Source organism: Niabella soli DSM 19437 (assembly GCF_000243115.2).
Lineage (GTDB): Bacteria > Bacteroidota > Bacteroidia > Chitinophagales > Chitinophagaceae > Niabella > Niabella soli.
The window spans coordinates 4,649,383-4,671,230 of the sequence record NZ_CP007035.1; the positions used below are offsets into that span (position 1 = coordinate 4,649,383).

Sequence of the window (21,848 nt, forward strand, 5' to 3'; positions counted from 1 at the left end):
TTTTCGAATCCTCTCAGATCGTATCAAAAAAAATGATACAACTGTATGGGATACAATAGGTTAACCGCTATTGGGTGAGTGCAAAATCCGTGCCCGTAAATACTCACCGATTTACTCACCCGAATTAGGCTATTATTTGAAATGATTTGACAAGCTGTAAAAAAATAAACCCTTGCAAATCAAAATATTTGCAAGGGTTCAACCGGAATTGATATCCTTTTTGTCGGGATGACTGGATTCGAACCAGCGGCCTCTTCGTCCCGAACGAAGCGCGCTACCGGGCTGCGCTACATCCCGCGCAAAATTTCTTCACAAGTTATCGATCGGGAAGATGGCGTTTCAGGCGCCACGCGGCCTCTCCGTCCCGAACGAAGGGCGCTATCCCGCCACAGCGGGACGCTACATCCCGAATGGGAGACAAATATAAATGATAGTTAATAAATTTTTTATAAACGAAAAAGATTTATTCAGGCAGCGATAGCTATTAGCAGGTGTTATAGTATCTTTCGATAAGAAACTTGCCTTAAAATCAGTTGAACCTCTCTGCCAATGAAAGCAAAACAAAACGGTATTTCAAGAAAAGCCTTTTTAGGAAACCTGGCCCTTGGTGGGTTACCTATCATCTTGTCTCCAAAAGATCTTTTCAATGGCCAGCTTTTCAGAACGGCAGCAAACGGTTTTATTCCGCAGGTCATTCCGCTGAGCACGGGGTGGAAGTTTAGACCGCATGCGGGAACGATTGCACGGCAGTCGGAACAGACGGTAACGATCCCGCATTGTGTTTCGAATCTTTCCTGGCAGGACTGGGACCCTGCATCCTGGCAGGCATTATGGCAGTATCAAAAATCATTTGAGTTACCCGCTGCTTTTTTGAATGAGCGGGTCTTCGTCCATTTTGATGGCGTTATGGTGGGTGCGGTGGTGCGCATAAACGGCCAGGAATTACCGTCACATTACGGGGGCTATCTGCCTTTTGAATATGAAATCACACCTTATGTAAAAAAAGAGAATTTGCTTGAGGTTATGGTAGATGCCCGCTGGAGCAATGTGCCTCCGCAAGGGTCGGTTAAAGGGGCTGCCCGGGTCGATTACCTGGAGGCAGGCGGAATTTACCGCCCGGTTTCTCTAAAGATAGTTCCCAAGATCTTTATACAGGATGTTTTTGCAAAACCGGTGGATGTATTAAACCCGGGGCGAAATGTTTCGGTAAAATGCACGCTGAACACTTCCGTTGCTCCGGTAAAAAACGCAGCGCTGGAAGTTACTTTGGTAAAAGAAGACAAAACCGTTGCCGCTACCCGTACTGCAGTAATAATAGATAAGACGGGAACAAAAGAAGTTGCGGTTACGCTGAGTGATCTAAAAAATATCCGGCTCTGGGATATAGATACTCCCCATCTTTATGGGGTTATTGTAAGACTTTATATCGATAACAGCATGGTGCACTGCTATAAAGAGCGGGTTGGCTTCCGGGAAGCTGCATTTACAACCGACGGATTTTTTTTAAACGGAAACCGCTTGCAGCTTTTCGGATTAAACCGGCATGAAATATTCCCTTATGTGGGCGGTGCAATGCCGGCCCGGGTGATGAAAAATGATGCGTTGATCCTGAAAAAGAAATTGAACTGTAATATGGTGCGCTGCTCGCATTACCCGCAATCCACCGCTTTCCTGGATGCCTGTGATGAACTCGGGCTGATGGTATGGGAAGAAGTTCCGGGCTGGGGCTATCTGGGTGATGAGCAATGGAAGGAGCTGCTGGTGCAAAATACAAGAGATATGGTACTGCGCGACAGGAATCATCCGTCAATAATTATTTGGGGCGTACGGGTAAATGAATCTCCTAATGACCCGGTGCTGTACCGGCGTACTAAAGCAATAGCAAAAAATCTGGACGGCAGCAGACCCACTTCGGGCAGCATGACGCCGGATAGCATGAAAACCTGGAAGGAAGACTGGCATCAGGATGTGCTGGCATTTGATGACTATCATGCTGATCCTGATGGAAACGTTGGGATCAACGAACCGGAGAAAGGCGTTCCTTACATGCTGGCAGAAGCAGTGGGGCAATTTAATTACGCAAAGCGAAAAAATTTCGACAGTTATTACAGACGATCGGGAACTATTGCCACGATGCAACATCAGGCAATCTGGCATGCTCAGGCGCATCAAAAAGCTAGGTTAAATAAACACAATTGCGGGGTGATTGCCTGGTGCGCTTTTGAATATGCCAGTTTGGTTAATCATTACAGAACCGTAAAATATCCCGGCGTGGCCGATTTTTTCCGGGTTCCGAAATTAGGAGCTTCCTTTTATATGGCGCAAACAGATCCGTTACTACGCCCGGTAATTGAGCCGGATTTTTACTGGGATTTTGGAAGGGAAACGCCGCATGGCCCCGGGAAAAATGTGGCTATATTCTCTAACTGCGACCGATTAGAACTGTATATTAATGATACCCTCCACGGCAGTTTACAGCCGGATATAAAAAACTTTTACAACCTAAAGTATCCTCCGTTTTTTGGGGATCTGGAGTGGAAAGGAACCGGGTTGCCGGAATTGAAAATTGTCGGCTATCTCAAAGGAAAGCGTTTATTGAGCCGGCGATTTTCGGCCGATCGTCAAAAGGACCGGCTTAGGATGATAGCGGATGATCCGGAGCTTACAGGTGACGGGGTAGATGCCACCCGCGTGGAATTTGGAATTACGGATGCCTATGGCAATTACAGGATAGGGGGCAAAGGGATCGTGCAATTTCAAATCAGTGGCCCCGGGCAGCTTATAGGCGATAATCCATTTAATTTGAATGAAAGCGGCGGGGTGGCCGCTGTCTGGATCAGGACGCAGCCAGGTGGTTCAGGCAAAATAGTGGTAACCGCTTTGCACCCGGAATTGGGTAAACAAAAAGTGGAAATAGGGGTGCTGCGCGCTAAGGTTAAATCAACGCTTGTTTAATAACCTAAGACACTTGTTAATCGTGAAATGTCAAACGATAAACATGGGAAGTTTACTTCTCCCGTCATGATACGCTGTTTTACGAGTAAGACCTCACCGGGACAATAAGGTTAAAAGCCAGGTAATACCCTTATTTTTCCACGTTTCTTTCGCTATTGACCGGCAACTGCGGACCATTTAAATGCACTACATTCTTTTGCTGCCGCTTTCGCATTACCATGTTCAGCAATTCTACTGTAAAGGAAAAAGCCATGGCAAAATAAATGTAATTCTTTAAGTGCAGTTCATGTGCGGCGTCGGCATTCCAGCCCTCAATGATCAAACTTACACCGATCATTACCAGGAACGACAGGGCCAGCATTTTGATAGTAGGGTGCTTCATGATAAAGTCCGATATGCGGGCGCTGAAGGTAAACATTACGAACATGGCAACAATCACTGCCGCGATCATGATCTCGATATGTTTGGCCGTACCGCCAGCGGTTATTACACTATCAAAGGAAAATACGGCATCAATTACCAGGATCTGTCCTATTGCCTGGCTAAAGCCCAGTGGTTTTTGGTTGGTGGATGCGGTTGCCGGATCTTCACCTTCCAGCTTGTGATGGATCTCTTTTACCGATTTGTAAATAAGAAATAAACCGCCGGCGAGCATAACGATGCTTGCCAGGTCAAACCCTTTTCCCAGCCACGATTCGGGGATAATGTACTTTCCCTTTTGGCTCAGCAACCAGCTAAGGGCCGCCAGCAGCAAACACCGGGTAATAATGCCGGTGAACATCCAGGTCCGGCGGGCTTTTGGCCGGAGGTCTTTCGGAAGCCTGTTTAAAATGATACTTACGAAAATAACATTGTCGATCCCGAGCACGATTTCCAGCACCGCAAGGATCAGGAAGCTGATTAGTGACTCCATGGTGAATATTTCGGAAGCCGAAATAAATAAAAAAGGCATACTGTTTGGGTTATAGATTTTTGCAGATATTTTTTACAATAGCAGGTCCTTCGTATATAAACCCCGTCCATATTTGAACCAACGCTGCTCCCGCGGCCATTTTTTCTTTGGCATCCTCACTGGTAAAAATACCTCCCGAGCCAATAATGGGGATATGGCCATCTGTTTGTTCAGCTATGTATTGAATCAGCGCCGTGCTTTTGGATTGAACGGGTTTGCCACTCAATCCGCCTGCGCCAATAGCAGCGAGGGTCATTTCGGGCGTGTTTAAATTACTCCGGTCGATGGTAGTATTAGACACCACCAGCCCGTCCAGTTTTATTTCAAGCGCCAGTGCAATAACATCGTCCACCTGCTCCTTTGTCAGATCGGGCGCTATTTTCAAAAGCACAGGTTTGGCAAAAGCCTTGCCGTTGTTGATCATTGCCAGGTTCAGCAATATTTTTCTTAGTGCGTCTTTGTCCTGCAACGCCCGTAGTCCGGGTGTGTTGGGGCTGCTTACGTTCACTACAAAATAATCCACAAAATGATGCAGCTTATTAAAGCAGGTGGCGTAATCCTCCCAAGCATTGTCGTTGGGTGTTATTTTGTTTTTGCCAATATTGCCGCCAATGATTAAGGGGAAAGGATCTTTGCTGCCGGCTTTTCTCTCTCTCCATGCCTCCAGGCGCCGGGCAATAGCGTCGGCCCCCTCGTTATTAAATCCCATCCGGTTGATCAATGCCTTATCCGCCGGCAACCGAAACAGGCGGGGCTTTTCATTGCCATCCTGCGGCAGGGGCGTAACGGTGCCAATTTCTACAAAGCCAAAGCCCAGCGCTTCCAGCTCATTCAGGAATACTGCATTTTTATCGAACCCGGCGCCTAAGCCCACAGGATTTTTAAACCGGAGGTTTAAAAATCGGGTTTCCTTTAACGGCGGTTGGGTGATCGATTGCACCAGTTTTTTCCCCACGGCGGTTTTTGTTAACAACTGAAGTTGCCGCATGGCCATGTAATGGGCCCGTTCGGGCTCAAAGTTGAAATAGATTTTGCGCAACAACTGGTACATAGGCGCAAATATAGTTTAAGATGGGCAATAGTTAATTGTCAATAGTCAACGGTTCATAGTTAATAGCGCTTTGCGTTAAGCGTTCCGCATTTAGCCCTCAATCTTCCAATCGATCGGGTCAATACCATGCGCTACAAGGTATTCGTTTGTTTTTGAAAAGGGTTTGCTTTTGAAGAAACCGTTATGTGCCGATAAGGGCGACGGATGGGCTGATTTGATGATGCAATGTTTGGAAGCGTCGATCAGGGACGCTTTTTCCTGCGCAAACCGGCCCCATAAAATGAAAACGACATTTTGTTTGTCATCCGATACTTTTTTTATTACAGCGTCCGTAAAGGTTGCCCAGCCTATTTTTGCATGACTCATGGGTTCTCCGGCTCTTACCGTTAATGAAGCGTTGAGCATGAAAACGCCTTGCTGTGCCCAGGAGGTCAAGTCGCCGGTGCGGGGTATCGGGAGGCCAAGATCATCCTGTAATTCCTTATAAATATTTACAAGTGAGGGTGGGGGCGGAACGCCTCTTTGCACGGAAAAACATAATCCATGGGCCTGCCCCGGCCCGTGATAAGGATCCTGCCCTAACAGTAATACTTTTACTTTGTCAAACGGAGTGGTATTGAAAGCATTAAAAATATTTGACCCCGCAGGATAAATAACCTTGCCTGCCTGTTTTTCTGTTTTCAGGTGGTTGACCAGCGATTCAAAATAAGGTTTATTGAATTCGGTTGCCAGCTCTTTTTTCCAGGAAGGTTCCATTGCTACATCCATGCTTGCTAAAGTTTGGGTAAAAATAATCATAGCGGCCCTATTCACAAATATTTATTGAAATTGGCCACCCTGTTGATTTTGAAAGAAAAAGATGCTTCAGGAATCCCGGAATTTTTTCTCTGTTGGCAATTCTCTGTTTATATCTTATCTTGAAGTGTATTTTATTTAAATGGAGTATATAGACTACTACAAAATCCTGGGATTAAATAAAGATGCATCCACCGATGACATCAAAAAAGCCTATCGGAAGCTGGCGCGTAAACACCATCCCGATCTGAATCCCAATGACAAAGAAGCCGTGAAGTTATTTCAGCAGATCAATGAAGCCAACGAGGTTTTAAGCGACCCTGAAAAACGTAAAAAATATGATCAGTACGGTGCAGACTGGAAACATGCAGAGCAATTTGAGGAAGCGCGAAAGCAGCAAAGGGCTTCAGGCCAGGGCAGTGCCAACCCCTTTGGCGGTGGGGAATACTATTCGTATGGCGGCGGTGAGGAGGGAGATTTTTCCGATTTCTTCTCTTCTATGTTTGGTAATTCGGGGGGTGGCGCCGGGCGCCGGCAATCGAAGTTTAAAGGGCAGGACTATCGTGCCTCACTGCAGATCAATCTGTCGGAAGCATACAAGACCCATCAGCAAACCTTTACGGTAAATGGCAGGAATATCAGGATTACCGTGCCCGCGGGAATCGAAAATGGCCAGGAAATAAAGATCGCAGGCTATGGCTCTCCGGGTATCAATGGCGGCCCCAATGGCGATTTATATATAACCTTCACTATTCATAACGATACGCAATATGTTCGCAAAGGGAATGATCTTTATTTGAATGTTCCGTTGAATTTGTATAAAGCGGTACTGGGGGGTGAAGAGACCATCGATACCATGGATGGTAAAGTGAAACTGACCATTGCCCCTGAAACGCAGAATGAGACCAAAGTGCGTCTGAAAGGCAAAGGATTCCCGGTATACAAAAAAGAAGGCGTATTTGGCGACCTTTATGTTACCTACCAGGTAAAAATGCCGAAAAATCTGACGGAAAAAGAAAAAGAATTATTCAGGGAATTGGCTGCCGCAGCCGAAAAAAAATAATTATGGAACCTGCAAATCAGATAACCGTAGAACAATGCTGTTCCTACTACAGCATTGAAACCTCCTTTGTGCGGTCTTTAAATGAACATGGGCTGATCGAATTAAAGCAAGAGGAGAGTGCCGTTTTTATCGGCTTTGAAGAACTGGGCAACCTGGAGCGTTATATGCACATGCACTATGACCTGGATATTAATATGGAAGGATTGGAAGCCATTGCCCACCTGCTGGACCGGGTGCACGCCTTACAACATGAGATAAAGGGATTGAAAAATGAACTGGGCCGCTGAATCCGATAACGCGAACGCATACATTGGTCTGATCACTAATCCGTTTTTTAAGAGTTGATGCGCCCATCCTGGGGCGTTCAGCTTAATCCTTTGCGCAATCCACTTTTGTATAAACCATCCCATTAAACTGTATTTTTAAAGGATCTTTCAGCAGCGCGCTGTCTGCCTTTATATATTCATCGCCGGTACCGGTAATCAATTGATCCCCCACCTGTTTTAGATAGATCTGCCGAACACTGTTGACCCCTTCAGACTGGAAGTTATAAAAGAGTTTTAAAGTATCTGCGCTAAACCCGCCATGAATAGTCCCTGTGCTTTTATCTTTTTCAAAGTGGTTAAAACGCATGGTTCCAGTGATACTATTGCCATTCCGGGTATAGCTTATATCAAATGTGTCCTGCTTTGCAATGAACTGAAAACAGGCATGTGACGCAGCCGGCCGAACGGGAACACTATCTGTATTGATAGTTGTATGTTCTTTCGATGCGTTGGTTGTAGTATTGTTGCAACTAAATAAAAAAGTACAGCAACTGATAAGGGCGATAACAAACGTTTTCATATTTTTCAAAGATTTCAGAAAAGCAAAAATCGTGAAATAAATTTTAATACGCCCCGGAGATAAAATAATGTTGTATCAGAACCCGTTGTTCCCTCATTTAAGCCTTTTATTACTTTCGGATCGCTGCTGTTTCGTTTTTTTGATTATTTTCCGGCGGATTTAAATTTTTAGTATGTGTAAGCCTAAGTATTTTTTGATTTTTTTCTTGTTGTTAGCTGGTGTAATGGTGGAAGCACAGGATTGTTACTGGCAGCAGCGGGTAAACTATCATATGGATGTGGATATGAATGTGACCACTAACCGCTTCACCGGTAAACAAAAGTTAGAGTACTGGAATAATTCCCCGGACACGCTGGACCGGGTGTTCTACCATTTGTATTGGAACGCTTTTCAGCCGGGAAGCATGATGGATGAACGCAGTAAACGGCAGGGGACGATTTTTTTTGGCGATAAGCCTGATTGGGATCCCCGGGTTAAAGATCGCATCAGCCATTTGAAACCCGATGAGGTCGGCTATCAGAAAGTTCAATCACTTACGATGAATGGGGCGCCGCAAAAATATGAGGTACAAGGTACCATTCTAATTGTACGGCTGAGCAAACCGATCCTTCCCAAACAAAAAGTGACTTTTGATATGAATTTTGAGGCGCAGGTACCGTTGCAGATCCGCCGGAGCGGCCGCGATAACCCCGATACAAAAGTGCGCTACTCCATGAGCCAGTGGTACCCCAAGATCTGCGAATATGACCGGGAAGGCTGGCATCCTACACCTTATGTAGGCAGGGAGTTCTACGGAGTTTGGGGCAATTTTTCAGTAAATATAACCATCGATAAAAACTATATCCTCGGTGGAACGGGGTACCTGACCAATGCGAATCAGATCGGCTATGGTTATGAAGCAACGGGAACCAAAGTGAACCGGCCGGCCGGAGACCGGTTAACCTGGAAATTTGTAGCGCCGGAGGTGCATGATTTTATGTGGGCGGCGGATCCTGGTTTTATACATCAAACCAAAAAAGTAAGGGCCGGGCTTACGCTGCATCTCTTATACAAACCGGCAAAAGCTACCCCGGAGAAATGGGAGCAGATCCTGACGAATGCCGCAAAGGCGCTTCCTTATATTGAAAAAACCTTCGGAGCCTATCCCTACAAACAATACTCATTTATAACCGGCGGCGATGGCGGCATGGAATACCCGATGGCTACCTTGCTCGCCAGTCCCGGCGCCTGGCTGCATGAGTGGATGCACGAATGGTTTTATGGCAGGCTGGCAACCAATGAAAGCATGTATCCCTGGATGGACGAGGGCAGCGCCAATTATGCCGACGCCCGTGTTACCAACTGGCTGCACGGTGATACGGCAAGATTCCCCCAAGGCGATTCATATAAAAGTTATTTCAGCATCGTTAAAAGCGGCAAGGAAGAGCCGTTGAGCACCCATGCAGATCATTTTAATACCAACAGGGCATACTCCGTAGCCAGTTATTCAAAAGGCGCTATATTCCTGGAACAGTTGGGATACATTGTGGGCGCACCGGTAAGAGACCGGATCTTTTTAAACTATTATAACCAATGGAAATTTAAACATCCCAATGCGGATGCGTTGATCCGCGTGGCGGAGAAGACAAGCGGCGCCAAACTGGACTGGTATAAGGAATTCTGGATCAGTAGTACCAAGACAATTGATTATGCGATTGACAGTCTTTGGGAGGAAGGCGGCAAAACAAAGATCCGGTTACGTAATGATGGATTAATGCCCATGCCGGTAGATTTTGTTCTTACGTTTAAAGACGGTTCCAAAGAGATGCACAATGTGCCGCTGGATCTTATGTATAGCGCCAAACCAAAAGAAAGTGATGCCTTTGCGAAATGGATCACGTATAAACCCTGGCCCTGGACCAATAAATATTATACGGTTGAAACCAGCCACCGGCTGGCGGATATAACGGTGGGGGAGATCGATCCTTCGCAGCGCATGGCGGATGTGAACCGCGCCAATAATAAAATTGAATTAAAATACTAATAACTAAAAAATCAGCTATAGCGCTTATTGCAATTTGAGCGTAAAAAATGGTACTTTTGCGAAATTTATGCCGGTAAACCGGGTTTAAAATAACGCAATGGAATCCTTAAATACAACAACTGAAAATACTGCTGATAAAGAGCGTGTGCCAAGCTATTGGAACGTAGTGGCCTCTAAATGTCCGCGCTGCAGAAGAGCACCCATGTTTGAGGTACGCAACCCTTACAAACTGAAAACCACCATGCGGATGCACAAAGAGTGTCCTACCTGCAAACAGCCGTTTGAGCTGGAAACCGGTTTTTATTTTGGAGCCGGTTATGTGAGTTATGCCCTTACCGTGGCGCTAAGTGTGGCTACCCTGGTGGCCTGGTGGGTAATTATCGGGCTGAGCATTTATGATGACCGCTGGATCTATTGGATGATTTTTAATGCAGTGTTCCTGATTGCCCTGCAACCCGTGTTGATGCGCATGGCCCGCAGCATCTGGCTTTCCTTTTTTGCGAGGTACGATCGTAAATGGTACGTGAATGCGCCCACAAGGGTTAAGAAAAAGGGTACTTGAGAAAAAACCTTTTTAAACCGGCCTTTTTTTGCCAGCGTTGGTGTTGAGCAGAGGAAGAGTGAAAGAAAAATACCAGTGCCCGGAAGCGTCATTGATTTATTGGAGCCCTGGCCATCGTCAGCACAACGGGTAACACCAACAAAAGCAGCAAGCGAAGCGCAATTGAAAGAAAAAGAGAGCTGAACACTGGCTGGTAAAGATCAGCAGCAGTCCTGAAGGACACGGTCATGTACGATTACAAAACTCATCCATAACACCACCAGGATGGATAGCAAATTAATAAGGGTGCCGGTTATGTAATAATTGCGCTGAAAAGCATTGGGCCTGTTGGCCATTTTTTTAGCGTAATGCCGGGAAGCAATTGGGACCAGCCCCAGTAGACATAATATAATAATTGCCGGATAAAGCCCGGTTCTGATAATGCCAATAATGCTGAGTGCTGCTGCAATTAAAGTTATTGCCATTGCCAGGGAAGTAACCACCCCAAATGTTTTTGTTTTCATTTTGGTAATAATTTATAACTCAAAGATATGAAAAGTACTTTGAGTTACAAAGTAAGTCAAACTTGTGTTGAAAACTGGATATGACTCGGTGCTTTCGGCGTCTTTGTGGTGAAAATCAGTTATGGGGCTTGAAGCACTGAAATAGGAATTACTGCTCTGTTTTTCGTTAATAGCGCTATATGCACTGCAGCACAAGTGTGCGACGCAACGGGGCTGATGGTCGTACTGCTGATGACTAAATGAAAATCAGTCAGTTATGCTTATGAAACAGATTAGGCCATTCCTCTTAGATTTCGTACTTTTGCAGTCCGAATTTAAAAACCTTCGGATTTATTTATGTTTCAATTATTTTTTAAACAATTAAACGCTGATGCACAGGAGTCTGCAGGCGCTGCCGACGAACCGGTAGCAGAAGCAGCTACAGCGACAACTACTGCACCTGTAGCCGCGCCCGCGGAAGCACCTGTTGCTGTTGAGACGGCCCACGATGATTTCGACTGGAGCATCGACAAACGCAATGTTTCTTCTTACACAAAAGAAGAGAAAGAAAAGTACGACAAAGTGTATGAAAACACTTTTGTACAATTGAACGACGGAGAACTGATCAACGGTATCGTTGTGGGCATCACGAATACAGATGTGGTGTTGAACATCGGTTTTAAAAGTGATGGTCTGATCTCTTTAAACGAATTCCGCGATTTGCAGGGTCTGAAGATCGGCGATGAAGTGGAAGTAATGATCGTTGAAAAAGAAGACCGCGATGGCCACCTGAACCTGAGCCGCAAACAAGCCCGCACTACCCGTGCATGGGAGCGCATTGTGGAGGTGAACAAAACAGGCGAAGTGGTTACCGGTACCGTTACTTCTAAAACTAAAGGCGGCTTGATCGTTGATGTATTTGGTATGGAAACCTTCCTGCCGGGTTCTCAGATCGACGTTAAACCTGTTACCGACTACGATCAGTTTGTTGGTAAGACCATGGAATTTAAAGTGGTTAAGATCAATGAAACCATTAAGAATGCTGTGGTATCGCACAAAGCGCTTATCGAAAGCGATATCGAAGCACAACGTGCTGAGATCATCGGTAAACTGGAAAAAGGTCAGGTACTGGAAGGAACTGTTAAGAACATTACCGACTTCGGGGCCTTTATGGATCTGGGCGGCTTAGACGGATTACTGTACATTACTGATATTTCATGGGGACGTATTTCTCACCCGAACGAAGTACTGAAAATTGATCAGAAGATCAATGTGGTGGTGCTTGACTTTGATGATGAGAAAAAACGTATCAGCCTGGGTCTGAAACAATTGACGCCGCATCCCTGGGATGTGCTGCCTGAAGGTATTGTAGAAGGCAACACCGTTAAAGGTAAAGTGGTGAATATTGAAGACTACGGTGCATTCCTGGAAATCACTCCGGGCGTGGAAGGATTGGTACACGTAAGTGAAATTACATGGGCCAACACTCCTGTAAATGCTAAAGACTTCTTTAAACTGGGCGATGAGCACGAAGCGAAGATCGTAACATTGGATAAAGATACCCGTAAGATGAGTCTTTCTATTAAGCAATTAACAGAAGATCCCTGGAACGATATCGAGATCAAATTTGCTGAAGGCAGCCGTCACTCCGGTGAAGTGAAGAATATTACCAACTATGGCGTGTTCGTAGAATTAGCGCCTGGCATTGGTGGTATGATCCACATCAGCGACCTGAGCTGGTTGAAACGCTTCAACCATCCTAACGAGTACACTAAAGTGGGTGAGCATATTGATGTTGTGATCTTAGGCATCGATAAAGACAACCGCAAACTGCAGTTAGGACATAAACAACTGGAAGAAGATCCCTGGAACACACTGCAGGATACTTTTGCTATCGGCAGTGTACATGATGGTACGATCGTTCGCCGCGATGATAAAGGCGCTACGGTTCAGTTGCCTTATGGTCTGGAAGGATTTGCTCCTAACCGTCACCTGGCTACCCAGGAAGGTAAATCGCTGAACCTGGACGATACCGCTCCTTTTGTAGTGATCGAATTTGATCGCAACGAAAAGCGCATCGTTTTATCACATGCGCGTGTTTGGGAACAAGCCGCGTATGATGAAAGAGAAGCCGGTAAGAAAGAAGCAAGAGCCGAGGTTGAAAAGACCAAGAAAGCGGTGAAGAATATTCAGAGCAAGGTGGAGAAACCTACTTTGGGTAACTTAAGCGCACTGGCAGATATTAAAAAGAAACTGGACGAAGAGAACGCGGGTAAATCCGAGTAATCTGAAACCGTTTTTAATAAGCGTAAAACCGTCTCAATTGAGGCGGTTTTTTTTAGCACTCAATCGCGAAGGCGCGATGGCGCGAGGAATAAATTTTTGGAAAGCTGTTCCGGCAGTAAAATCTTCGCGTTCCAACATCGTCATTTCGATGAGCATTTCTGAAAGAAAGCGAGGAGAAATCTGGTAGTTAAAGAATGGGATTTACCTTCGGTGAAATTGTTCTCACCCTCCTGGCGTCGGGTTCGAATCCGATAGCTATCGGATGACGGTGAAAAGGACGCGGCGTTGCAGTGACAAATTTCAACCGTGAGGGCGCTATGACGCGAGGAATAGTTTTTTAGAGAAGCTGGTGTTGGTAATAAAATCCTGGCGCCCCCGCGTCTTTGCGGTTAAATACGGTTCAATACAAAAAAGCCGCTCGTTGCAGGAGCGGCTTTTCTCTTAAGGATAAAAAATTATTTCTTGTTGGCTTTAAGTGTAAAGCCGAGCTCTACATCTTTACTGATCGCCCAGTTTTCAGGGCTTCCTTCGGTTTTGTAATGAACGCCCCAGGCGCTGCGGTCAATAGTGAATTTTGCATGCGCTGTAACATCGTTACCTGCAATGATGATCTGTGCAGGGAAGGTAATATTCAACGTGCTGTCTTTTAAGGTAAGGTTACCGCTGATCAGGTTGGTAGCGCCGGGCAGCAGGCTTTTCTGCTGGGTGCTGTCGTAAGGAGCTACTTTGGTGATCACGAATTTGGCCGTTGGGTATTTTGCCACATCAAAAAAATCGGGGCTTTTCAGATGGTTTTCCAGGTCGGCCGCTTTTTTACCCGGTTCTGTTACGGAAGCGGTATCAACTTTAAGGGCCGCCAGATTTATTACGAAATTACCGGCGGTAACCACTCCGTTGTCAACGGTAAGTGTGCCGTCATTTATACTAATTATCCCAAAACGGGGCGCCAAACCGCCTTTATGGGTGGCACGCCAATCCACCGTTGTAGTTACGGTATCAATAACGTAAGCATTTCCGGCAGCAACAGCCGCCTCTTTTTTTTCTTCCGTTTTTGCCGAATCGCTGGATGTTCCGCCACAGGCTGCTAACAATACGGCCAGGGAAAGGATTGAAATTGTTTGCTTCATAAATTATTTTTATTTTTTAAAATGTCCGCAAAGGTAGCCCGATATTACATAAATCGATGTTTAAACAGCAAATATGGCAATTTTATAACAATTGCCTTACAAGCTTTTATTTACTACTTTTCTATAAAGTTTTTATAACTCTGTTCATTTTCAAAATAGGTTACCGCACCCTCCGCCCCGGTCATTACAATATAGGCGGTGGCTTTGTCTATTGTTTTTCCCGATTGCGGATCGGTTGCCTTGCGTACCGATGGATCATTGGGAATGCGGCTTTTGCACATTTCGCAGCAACCATAATAGGTTTTCCCATTAAGGGGAACGGCTAATTGTTCTTTGCCCATAAAAGCATCATTAACCATGCAAACCAGGTTGGGTGGTACGGGATCTCCTTTTTTATAATTACCGGCAACCGGTGTAGCTGTTTCTGTTATTGAAGCTGTAGCGGGGACCGGTGCTTTGTTTCCCTGTTTTTCTGTTTTGCTGCTACATGCTGCCAGAAATAAAACGAGAGCCGTAAGAATGCTTATTTTTTTGATAGGGTTCATTTTGTATTTTTTGATTGTTGTTAAAAGTGAATAGAGAATGGTCAATAGTCAATGGTCAATAGTGAATAGAGAGAAGGCGCGCGCTATTGACATTTCACCCTTCATTAATACGTCACCACCACGCCACCGCCAAAACCATAATTGGTGGTGTAATTCGCTGCTACACTTAAATGCCGGGTAACAATATAGCGCAGTCCGCCCATGTATTCTTTTTGCGTGTCAAAAGAAAAAGCGCCCCGGAGCCTGCTGGTTAAAGGAATGTCTTCCCGGTTTAAGACGAGGCGAAAGATACCCCTGGTGTCTACCTGCGCGCGCAATACGACCAGCATAGGAAGGGTATAGGCGATCCCCGCACTGTAAGCTATCTTACCATCATGGTAAAAAGTTTGTCCAAACATATTTTTTTCAGGATGATCATCCTTTTTATAGCGCCACTCAACACCTACATAAGGACGGGCCCATTGCATGCTCCCCAGGTATCGGCCAAAAGTGGCTTCCAATTCATGCCCGTTAACGGCGTTGTATCCCAGTTTCCATTCGGCATCAAAGGACCAGCGTGTATTGTTCAGTGCAGCGGCGCCAAAATTACCATTGGAGGCAAACTCATTTTCGGCTTTTAAGAAAAACATCCGGTCATCGCGATAAATTTTCTTTATTGCTTTTTGAGGATTGGGAACCAGAGGATTGGCGGGTTGATTAGCGTAACTGAAAATACGTCCCATACCAGCCATCATATGATATAAAATATGGCAATGGAAAAACCAATCGCCTTCTACATTGGCTTCGAACTCGATCACGTCTGTTTCCATCGGCATGATATCGATCACATTTTTTAACGGGGCATATTCGCCCTTGTCATTCAACACGCGGAAATCATGCCCGTGCAGGTGCATGGGGTGCCGCATCATAGACCCGTTGTATAATTTAATACGGACAATCTCTCCTTTTTTTATAAGGATCTTGTCGCTCTCGGATACCACCCTGTTATCCATGCTCCACACATACCGGTTCATGTTGCCCGTTAGTGTAAAGCTGAGCTCCTTTACCGGTGCCTTTTTGGGCAGGGTGGTTGGCTGCGGCGCTTTCAGCATATTATAATTTAAGGTGACTATTGCGGGAGGCATATTCATTTGCATGCCGCTATGTTCCTGCATCGCAGCATGATCATGGGTTGCGGATTTCCCGCTTTGCTCCTGCTTTGTTCCTCCAGGCCCTGTTATTTCCGGGTACATCACCGTATTCATATCCATTTTCTGAAGGCTCATCTTATGCCCTTCCATCTCTTTCATGCTTCCGTCCATGCGCATCATATCGTTCATCATTTTCATTCCCTCAAAATACTTCAGCCGGTCCCAATGCGTGGCCAGTTGTTTTTTTCCGGAGCCGATAAACAACGAAGAAGTGTTAACCCGGTCTTCAGTGGTGGCCAGCAGCTCATAGGAAATTCCGTTTTCAGGAATCTTAACCACGATGTCCATCGTTTCCGAAGGGGCTATTATAAAACGATCTACGGGTACCGGTTCCACATCATTACCGTCATTGCCCACAACCGTCATTTTTCCTCCGGCATAATTGATCCAGAAATAAGAGGAAGCACCGCCATTGGAGATCTGTAAACGCACTTTATCCCCTGCTTTAAATTGTGTCAGTTGACTTTCTTCTGCGCCATTGATCAATACTTTGTCATAATAAACATCACTCACGTCCATGGCTTTCATCCGCTTCCATTCGTTGGTAAGTTTAGTGCCAAAATGACCTGCTTTTATGGCTTCGCCGTAACTCTGTACCGCGCCTTTTTTTATGCCGGCCCAATCATTGCCATTGCGCAGCATCCGGTGGATCTGGTGGGGCATGATGTCGGTCCAGTCGCTCAGCATCACCGGTATGCTCGGCAGGTCATCAATTCCTTTCCTGAATGTGAGGTCGCCCTTTTTTTTCTTTAAGATCATGGACCCGTACATGCCGATCTGTTCCTGGAACCCGAAGTGACTGTGATACCAATAGGTACCATTCTGGATAATGGGGAAACGATAGGTATAAGTAGTGCCGGGTTCAATAGGCATCTGGGTCAAATAGGGCACGCCGTCTTCTTTATTGGGAAGGAAGATGCCGTGCCAATGCAGCGCCGTAGGCTCTTTGAGCTGGTTGTGCACCACAATTTCAGCCGTATCGCCTTCGGTAAATTCCAGGGTGGGCATGGGGATCTGCCCGTTCACTGATATGGCCATTTTGTGTTTGCCCGAATAGTGCACCATGGTGTCTCTTACATAAAGATCATAGCGCCTGAGCTGTTGTGCCGTTGTAGTTGCTGCAACTGCTCCCCACAATAATAACAGCAACAATACGTGTTTATAATTTTTCATTGATATGTATATCTTGACGCTCGTTTAAGAATTGTATTTTATGACTAAGGTTCCCGCAGCTCCCGCTGCCAATTGCTGATCAACCCGGGGTATTGCTAAGCGGGAAAATCAGTATATAAAATTTGTAACTTAATTTTTAACCGGGCTCTTACTCAATCACTGCTTTTGTTGAACCACAGCTAAGCATTTTTGCGCCGTAGAAAGGGTTGCGGATCGTTTCATTTTTGCTGAGCCAATGGGCGCCACTATTGAACATCGGGCATTCATTATAATAGATCTTGTATGATGATTTTGACGTCTTCATTAATTGATACATGGCATTGCTCAAAGCCGCATAGGCCGTTCTTTGCTTTTCGATCCCTGATGCTGTTTTCAAAGCGGTTACTTCTTTTGTAAGCGCATTCATTACCTCCATCCAGGCCATATGCTCTTTATGCTCCAGCTCCTCCATTTTTACTGCGGTCACTGCGTTGCTAAGCTCAGTCGCTTTTTGAGCGGTTGCTCTTGCATCGGATGCCAACAGGGCGTCGCCAACAGCGAAATAGGCTTTATATAATGGCTCAAGCCTGGAGGCCGCTACCGGGGCTGTTTGCGAAGGAGCCGCATCTTGTTCCATATGAGCAGGATCTGCCGGGGCCGATTCGGATTGTGGCCTTGCGTTTATAGCTCCTTTGTACTGGCATTTCTTGCTGAGGGCGTTGTAAACGGAAACAGGGGCATTGTACGCCTCGTTATCGAAACCGGCCAGCGCTACCCGTTTTAAGATAGCTTCGGGGCTGGTTATTTTACTGTTATAAGTTAACTGACCTTGTTTTGTTTGCGGGTTCCAGGAGAGCAACGAAACTTGTTTTTCGGTGCCCGCTGCTTCAATCATCTTTTTACAATCTGCAGAGCTGCCTTGTATAGTTACGGTTGCGGTTGCTGCATTTTTTATTGGAGTTGCCGCAACTATTGAAACAGCGGACAGACCGATCAATACTGTTAACAGGTATTTTTTTATTGTTGTCATGACGTTATAATTAATCAGGTGAATGATGTATGCACAACAGGCATGCATACTGTACGGGTTGATTTCCTGGTATAGATCATACCAGGTAAAAATAAAGGGCATAGGCTGCCCATGGAACTGATTAACTTGCCCGCGGAGGCTGCCAGATGGTGTAACTGTAGGCTGTAAGTTGGTGATCATTAGGTTTTATAACATACGCCTTACCCGCTTTTAAAGGAGGCGCCACTTCGATTGAAGTTGCCACATGCAGGCTGGAAACGGACATGGGATGACAATTATTGTTGGTGCAATTATTATCATCGCAATTTCCTTTTTTATGCTGGTGCTTTGCCGAATGCTGTTTACAGCAATCCATCTTTTTATCTGTGCCGGGTTGGTCTTTGTTTTCCTTTGCGGCTTTGGCGGTTTGCTGGTGCATTTCACAGGCTTGTGCCGTTCCCGCCGGTATCAGAAAGATTCCGAGGAAAAATAACATGAGCCCTGTAAAACGCGACAGTAACATGCGGCAAAGGTATAACAACCGGCGGGTGGAATCAAAAAAAAGGCAGGATTTATCTGGCCCCATCCGATAAATAACAGATTGTTAAGGATAATGAAAAATTTGTAAGAGAATATCTTAATTGTGTAACAATGATTGCGTTGGAATCAGTAAACGGATCACTAATTCCATTATTTGGGGTTTCAGCATGATTTAAAAATGCAACGAAATGATCCGCGCAGATCTGCGGCCAGAAAGGTTTCCTGCGGATTTTCGCGGATGAACGCTATACGAACGATCTGCGCAAATCAGCGAGCCAAAAATTATTTTGCAATGATCGCTCGCAGACGTCGCGGATTTTCGCAGAAGATGGAAGTGTAGGTCGCGCCGCGCCGATGGCTCCCGATTTATCGGGATGCGTGAATCTGCGGGCCAAAATTCTTTTTATATAACCTTTTGCTTTAAAACCTGTTTGAGTTTAAAGATATAAACGCCTTGTTCGTAAATTTACCCATCAAAAAAAATAAACACAATGAACGACTTTATTTTAAATAACGGATTGCCGATCCCCGCTATCGGTTTTGGCACCTGGCAGATCCGGGATGGAAAACCGGTAGTTGATGCGGTGACTGCTGCGTTAGCGGACGGCTACCGGCATATTGATACCGCAGCCGCCTACAAAAATGAAGCGGGCGTGGGCACGGCCATCAGCGAAAGTACCCTGCAACGAAAAGATATCTTTCTCACCACCAAACTTTGGAATACCGACAGGGGCTACGACGCAACCCTCGGGGCTTTTGAACGATCGCTTCAATTATTGCAGACCGATTACCTGGATCTGTACCTGGTACACTGGCCGGCAAACAGCAAACAATTCGACAACTGGAAAAATATTAATGCAGACACCTGGAAAGCTTTTGAAGCACTGTACCGGCAAGGGCGGGTAAAAGCGATCGGGGTGTGCAACTTTATGGTAAAGCACCTGGATGCATTAAAAGAAACGGCTGAAATCTTTCCGATGGTGAACCAGATCGAATACCATCCGGGACATACCCAGGATGATGTGGTAGCCTGGTGCAAGAACGAAAAAACGTTGGTGGAAGCCTGGAGCCCGATAGGATCCGGCCGCTTGCTCGACAATCAATTATTGAAAGAAATTGCCGCAAAATATAAGGTGGGCGTGGCACAGCTTTGCATTAAATTTTGTTTACAACAGGAGGTGCTTCCCCTGCCGAAATCGGTAACGCCTGCCTATATAAAATCCAATTTTGAGGTGGATGGGTTTACCATAGATGCCGCGGATATGAATAAGATGAACGCGTTGAAAAATGAAGGATGGTCGGGCCTGGATCCTGATAAGGTAGACTTTTAACTGCATGACGCAATATGTATATAAAGAGATAACGTCCCCAACAGGGCCTTTACGTCTGATCACGGATGGGAAGCATCTTATTGGTGTGCTGTGGAAACCCTTTGATGATGCAGAAGGGCTGATTCAAGACGCCGCACATCCGGTACTGGTAAGAACAGAAGAGCAACTTGCTGCCTATTTTGCCGGTAAAAGACAACAATTTGAGCTGCCCCTGAAATTTATTGGAACTGATTTTCAGAAACGGGTTTGGGAGTTATTATTGGATATACCCTTTGGGCAAACCATTAGCTATGGCGAAATGGCCAAAAGAGTGGGGGATATAAAAACAGTGCGGGCGGTGGGCGGCGCCTTGAATAAAAATCCGATCCCGATCATCGTTCCCTGTCACAGGGTGGTAGGCAGCGACGGGAAAATGGTAGGCTTTGGCGGCGGGGTAGCGAATAAAATTTATTTACTGGATCTTGAAAATCCGAAACAGCAGCTCGCTTTGTGGTAGCGACCCTTCATGATACAAACTTTTTCTGATAAAAATTTTAAACGGATCTGCAAACAACTGGCAAAAAAGGATAAACACCTGGCGGCTGTTCTGAATGCTTATGGACCTCCGCCTATGTGGACCCGGCCGAATAGCTTTGAGTCGCTGGTGCATATTATACTGGAACAGCAGGTTTCCCTGGCTTCTGCGCTGGCCGCTCTAAAAAAATTACAGGAGTTTACTGGTGGAATTACGCCGGGTAAAATTTTAAGGATGGATGACCAGGCCCTGCGCGCCTGTTATGTGAGCAGACAGAAAATGATTTATATCCGGGGGCTGGCAAAAGCCATTGCTGATAAGGAGCTTGACCTGGATGCGATGCTATTGCTTACTGACAATGCGGTTCGCGCGAAACTGACAACCTTCAAAGGGATCGGGAACTGGACGGTGGATGTATACCTGATGTTTGTGTTACAACGCACCGATATTTTTCCTTCGGGGGATCTTGCGGCGGTAAATGCATTAAAGCAATTAAAAACGTTAGCTGCTGCCACACCCAGAGAGGCGTTAATAGCTATTGCAGAAGAATGGATGCCCTATCGAACAATCGCCACTATGATCTTATGGCATCATTATTTGTCGGAGCGGCGAAAAAGCCAGTAAGAGCGCGGCATCCACACGCTCTTCCAAAAAAAGAGCACCGGTGTTATAAAGGCAAGAGGAAAAAGCCGTTACTTTGCTCTTTTAAGTGTGTTGACTATACATGATAAATATAATTGTATATATTTTAGTTCTGGCAATAAATGCCTTTTTGCTTTTTAGGGCACCGAAGCGCTATACAAGAAAAAAATTACTGATCATAAACGGCATCGGCATTGGAGCTTCAATGCTGTTGTTGTTTCTGTGTTCGCTTATGGCATTGGGCATATCAAAAATGACTTCTATTGATGAAGAGGCAGCTCAGCAGTTCTTTTTCGGAGTTTTTGAAATCCTTTTTATATTGTTTGTTTTAAATTTTTTCGTGGTGCTTGCCGTGGATGGCGTTATCAACCTGCTGACGCGTTTTCAAGGCGATTATGACAAAAACACACTGTACCAGCAGCCCGTCCGGTTTATTGACAGGAACAAAGGAGTAATTAAAATCATTGCAAGGATCATTTTCTTTTTATCTGCCGCTCGGATCTTTTATCAGATCTTATTCGATTAGAATGTGAGTCTGGACGTGAATGAGGCGGCGCGTCAGGTTGCCGCGAATCCTCCAGAGGCGGACACCGTTCCATCGTTCTGCATTGCAGCGTGATTTAAGGACACAACGAAAATGACTCGCGCCGATTGGCAGCCCAAAGAGATCTCCCGCGGATTTCGCAGACTTTCGCAGAAGAAGGAAGTGTGATCTGCGCCGCGCCGCCGGCGCGGGTCTGCGTGAATCTGCGGGCCAAATTTTTTTTTAGTCATCGCTAATCC

General features: G+C 45.7%; 20 protein-coding genes and 1 tRNA gene. 10 read left to right on the top strand and 11 right to left on the bottom strand.

The annotated features are described in order from the left end of the window. Positions 1-223: 223 nt before the first annotated feature. Positions 224-297, bottom strand: a tRNA-Pro gene (locus NIASO_RS19330). 252 nt (positions 298-549) lie between these two features. On the opposite strand from NIASO_RS19330, the gene NIASO_RS19335 reads away from it, so the two are divergent. Continuing rightward, on the top strand, positions 550-2,955 hold the full coding sequence (locus tag NIASO_RS19335) for a glycoside hydrolase family 2 protein (protein ID WP_008582472.1): 2,406 nt from the start codon (positions 550-552) through the stop codon (positions 2,953-2,955). Positions 2,956-3,085: 130 nt separating this feature from the next. Here NIASO_RS19335 and NIASO_RS19340 read toward each other — a convergent pair whose 3' ends face one another. From NIASO_RS19340 to ung, 3 genes are all read right to left on the bottom strand, one after another. Continuing rightward, positions 3,086-3,868, bottom strand: a complete 783-nt coding sequence (locus NIASO_RS19340; RefSeq protein WP_008582470.1) for a TerC family protein — start codon at positions 3,866-3,868, stop codon at positions 3,086-3,088. A 49-nt stretch (positions 3,869-3,917) separates the two neighbouring features. Next, positions 3,918-4,958, bottom strand: a complete 1,041-nt coding sequence (locus tag NIASO_RS19345) for a quinone-dependent dihydroorotate dehydrogenase (RefSeq protein WP_008582468.1) — start codon at positions 4,956-4,958, stop codon at positions 3,918-3,920. A gap of 90 nt (positions 4,959-5,048) precedes the next feature. Next, complete coding sequence (gene ung / locus NIASO_RS19350; protein ID WP_025299166.1) at positions 5,049-5,726, bottom strand: uracil-DNA glycosylase; 678 nt, start codon at positions 5,724-5,726, stop codon at positions 5,049-5,051. A gap of 169 nt (positions 5,727-5,895) precedes the next feature. Here ung and NIASO_RS19355 point away from each other — a divergent pair, with 169 nt between their 5' ends. Then, positions 5,896-6,816, top strand: a complete 921-nt coding sequence (locus NIASO_RS19355) for a DnaJ C-terminal domain-containing protein (protein WP_008582464.1) — start codon at positions 5,896-5,898, stop codon at positions 6,814-6,816. A 2-nt stretch (positions 6,817-6,818) separates the two neighbouring features. Next, entirely contained in the window at positions 6,819-7,103 is a 285-nt protein-coding gene (locus NIASO_RS19360) for a chaperone modulator CbpM (protein WP_008582463.1), read from the top strand. 82 nt (positions 7,104-7,185) lie between these two features. On the opposite strand, the gene NIASO_RS19845 is transcribed toward NIASO_RS19360, so the two are convergent. Then, a complete protein-coding gene (locus NIASO_RS19845; RefSeq protein ID WP_008582460.1) occupies positions 7,186-7,662 on the bottom strand; it encodes a hypothetical protein in 477 nt (158 codons plus the stop codon). 172 nt (positions 7,663-7,834) lie between these two features. Here NIASO_RS19845 and NIASO_RS19370 point away from each other — a divergent pair, with 172 nt between their 5' ends. Beyond that, positions 7,835-9,685, top strand: a complete 1,851-nt coding sequence (locus NIASO_RS19370; RefSeq protein ID WP_008582458.1) for a M1 family metallopeptidase — start codon at positions 7,835-7,837, stop codon at positions 9,683-9,685. 97 nt (positions 9,686-9,782) lie between these two features. Next, positions 9,783-10,247 (top strand): DUF983 domain-containing protein, encoded by a 465-nt coding sequence (locus NIASO_RS19375; RefSeq protein WP_008582456.1) that lies wholly within the window; start codon positions 9,783-9,785, stop codon positions 10,245-10,247. 200 nt (positions 10,248-10,447) lie between these two features. Here the strand turns inward: NIASO_RS19375 and NIASO_RS19380 are convergent, their stop codons facing one another. Next, positions 10,448-10,750, bottom strand: coding sequence for a hypothetical protein (locus tag NIASO_RS19380; RefSeq protein WP_008582454.1), 303 nt, complete (start codon positions 10,748-10,750; stop codon positions 10,448-10,450). 336 nt (positions 10,751-11,086) lie between these two features. On the opposite strand from NIASO_RS19380, the gene rpsA reads away from it, so the two are divergent. Further along, positions 11,087-13,015 carry a 30S ribosomal protein S1 gene (gene rpsA, locus NIASO_RS19385; protein ID WP_008582453.1) on the top strand — a complete coding sequence of 643 codons (1,929 nt, stop codon included), beginning with the start codon at positions 11,087-11,089 and terminating at the stop codon, positions 13,013-13,015. A 455-nt stretch (positions 13,016-13,470) separates the two neighbouring features. Here rpsA and NIASO_RS19390 read toward each other — a convergent pair whose 3' ends face one another. The 5 genes from NIASO_RS19390 to NIASO_RS19410 form a co-directional block, all read right to left on the bottom strand. After that, on the bottom strand, positions 13,471-14,142 hold the full coding sequence (locus tag NIASO_RS19390) for a YceI family protein (RefSeq protein ID WP_008582450.1): 672 nt from the start codon (positions 14,140-14,142) through the stop codon (positions 13,471-13,473). A 113-nt stretch (positions 14,143-14,255) separates the two neighbouring features. Continuing rightward, positions 14,256-14,687 carry a hypothetical protein gene (locus NIASO_RS19395; protein WP_008582448.1) on the bottom strand — a complete coding sequence of 144 codons (432 nt, stop codon included), beginning with the start codon at positions 14,685-14,687 and terminating at the stop codon, positions 14,256-14,258. 104 nt (positions 14,688-14,791) lie between these two features. Further along, a complete protein-coding gene (locus tag NIASO_RS19400) occupies positions 14,792-17,050 on the bottom strand; it encodes a multicopper oxidase family protein (RefSeq protein ID WP_008582446.1) in 2,259 nt (752 codons plus the stop codon). A gap of 148 nt (positions 17,051-17,198) precedes the next feature. Beyond that, the gene (locus NIASO_RS19405; protein WP_025299167.1) at positions 17,199-18,059 is read right to left on the bottom strand and encodes a DUF3347 domain-containing protein; all 861 of its coding nucleotides are present in this window, start codon (positions 18,057-18,059) and stop codon (positions 17,199-17,201) included. A gap of 121 nt (positions 18,060-18,180) precedes the next feature. Continuing rightward, complete coding sequence (locus tag NIASO_RS19410) at positions 18,181-18,534, bottom strand: hypothetical protein (protein WP_157547275.1); 354 nt, start codon at positions 18,532-18,534, stop codon at positions 18,181-18,183. Between the two features lie 535 nt (positions 18,535-19,069). Between NIASO_RS19410 and NIASO_RS19415 the strand changes: the two genes are divergently transcribed. From NIASO_RS19415 to NIASO_RS19430, 4 genes are all read left to right on the top strand, one after another. Continuing rightward, a complete protein-coding gene (locus tag NIASO_RS19415) occupies positions 19,070-19,909 on the top strand; it encodes an aldo/keto reductase (RefSeq protein WP_008582441.1) in 840 nt (279 codons plus the stop codon). A gap of 4 nt (positions 19,910-19,913) precedes the next feature. Continuing rightward, positions 19,914-20,405, top strand: a complete 492-nt coding sequence (locus NIASO_RS19420; protein WP_008582439.1) for a methylated-DNA--[protein]-cysteine S-methyltransferase — start codon at positions 19,914-19,916, stop codon at positions 20,403-20,405. A gap of 9 nt (positions 20,406-20,414) precedes the next feature. Continuing rightward, entirely contained in the window at positions 20,415-21,047 is a 633-nt protein-coding gene (locus tag NIASO_RS19425; RefSeq protein ID WP_008582438.1) for a DNA-3-methyladenine glycosylase family protein, read from the top strand. Between the two features lie 148 nt (positions 21,048-21,195). Then, entirely contained in the window at positions 21,196-21,591 is a 396-nt protein-coding gene (locus NIASO_RS19430) for a hypothetical protein (RefSeq protein WP_157547277.1), read from the top strand. The last annotated feature ends 257 nt before the right edge of the window (positions 21,592-21,848 follow it).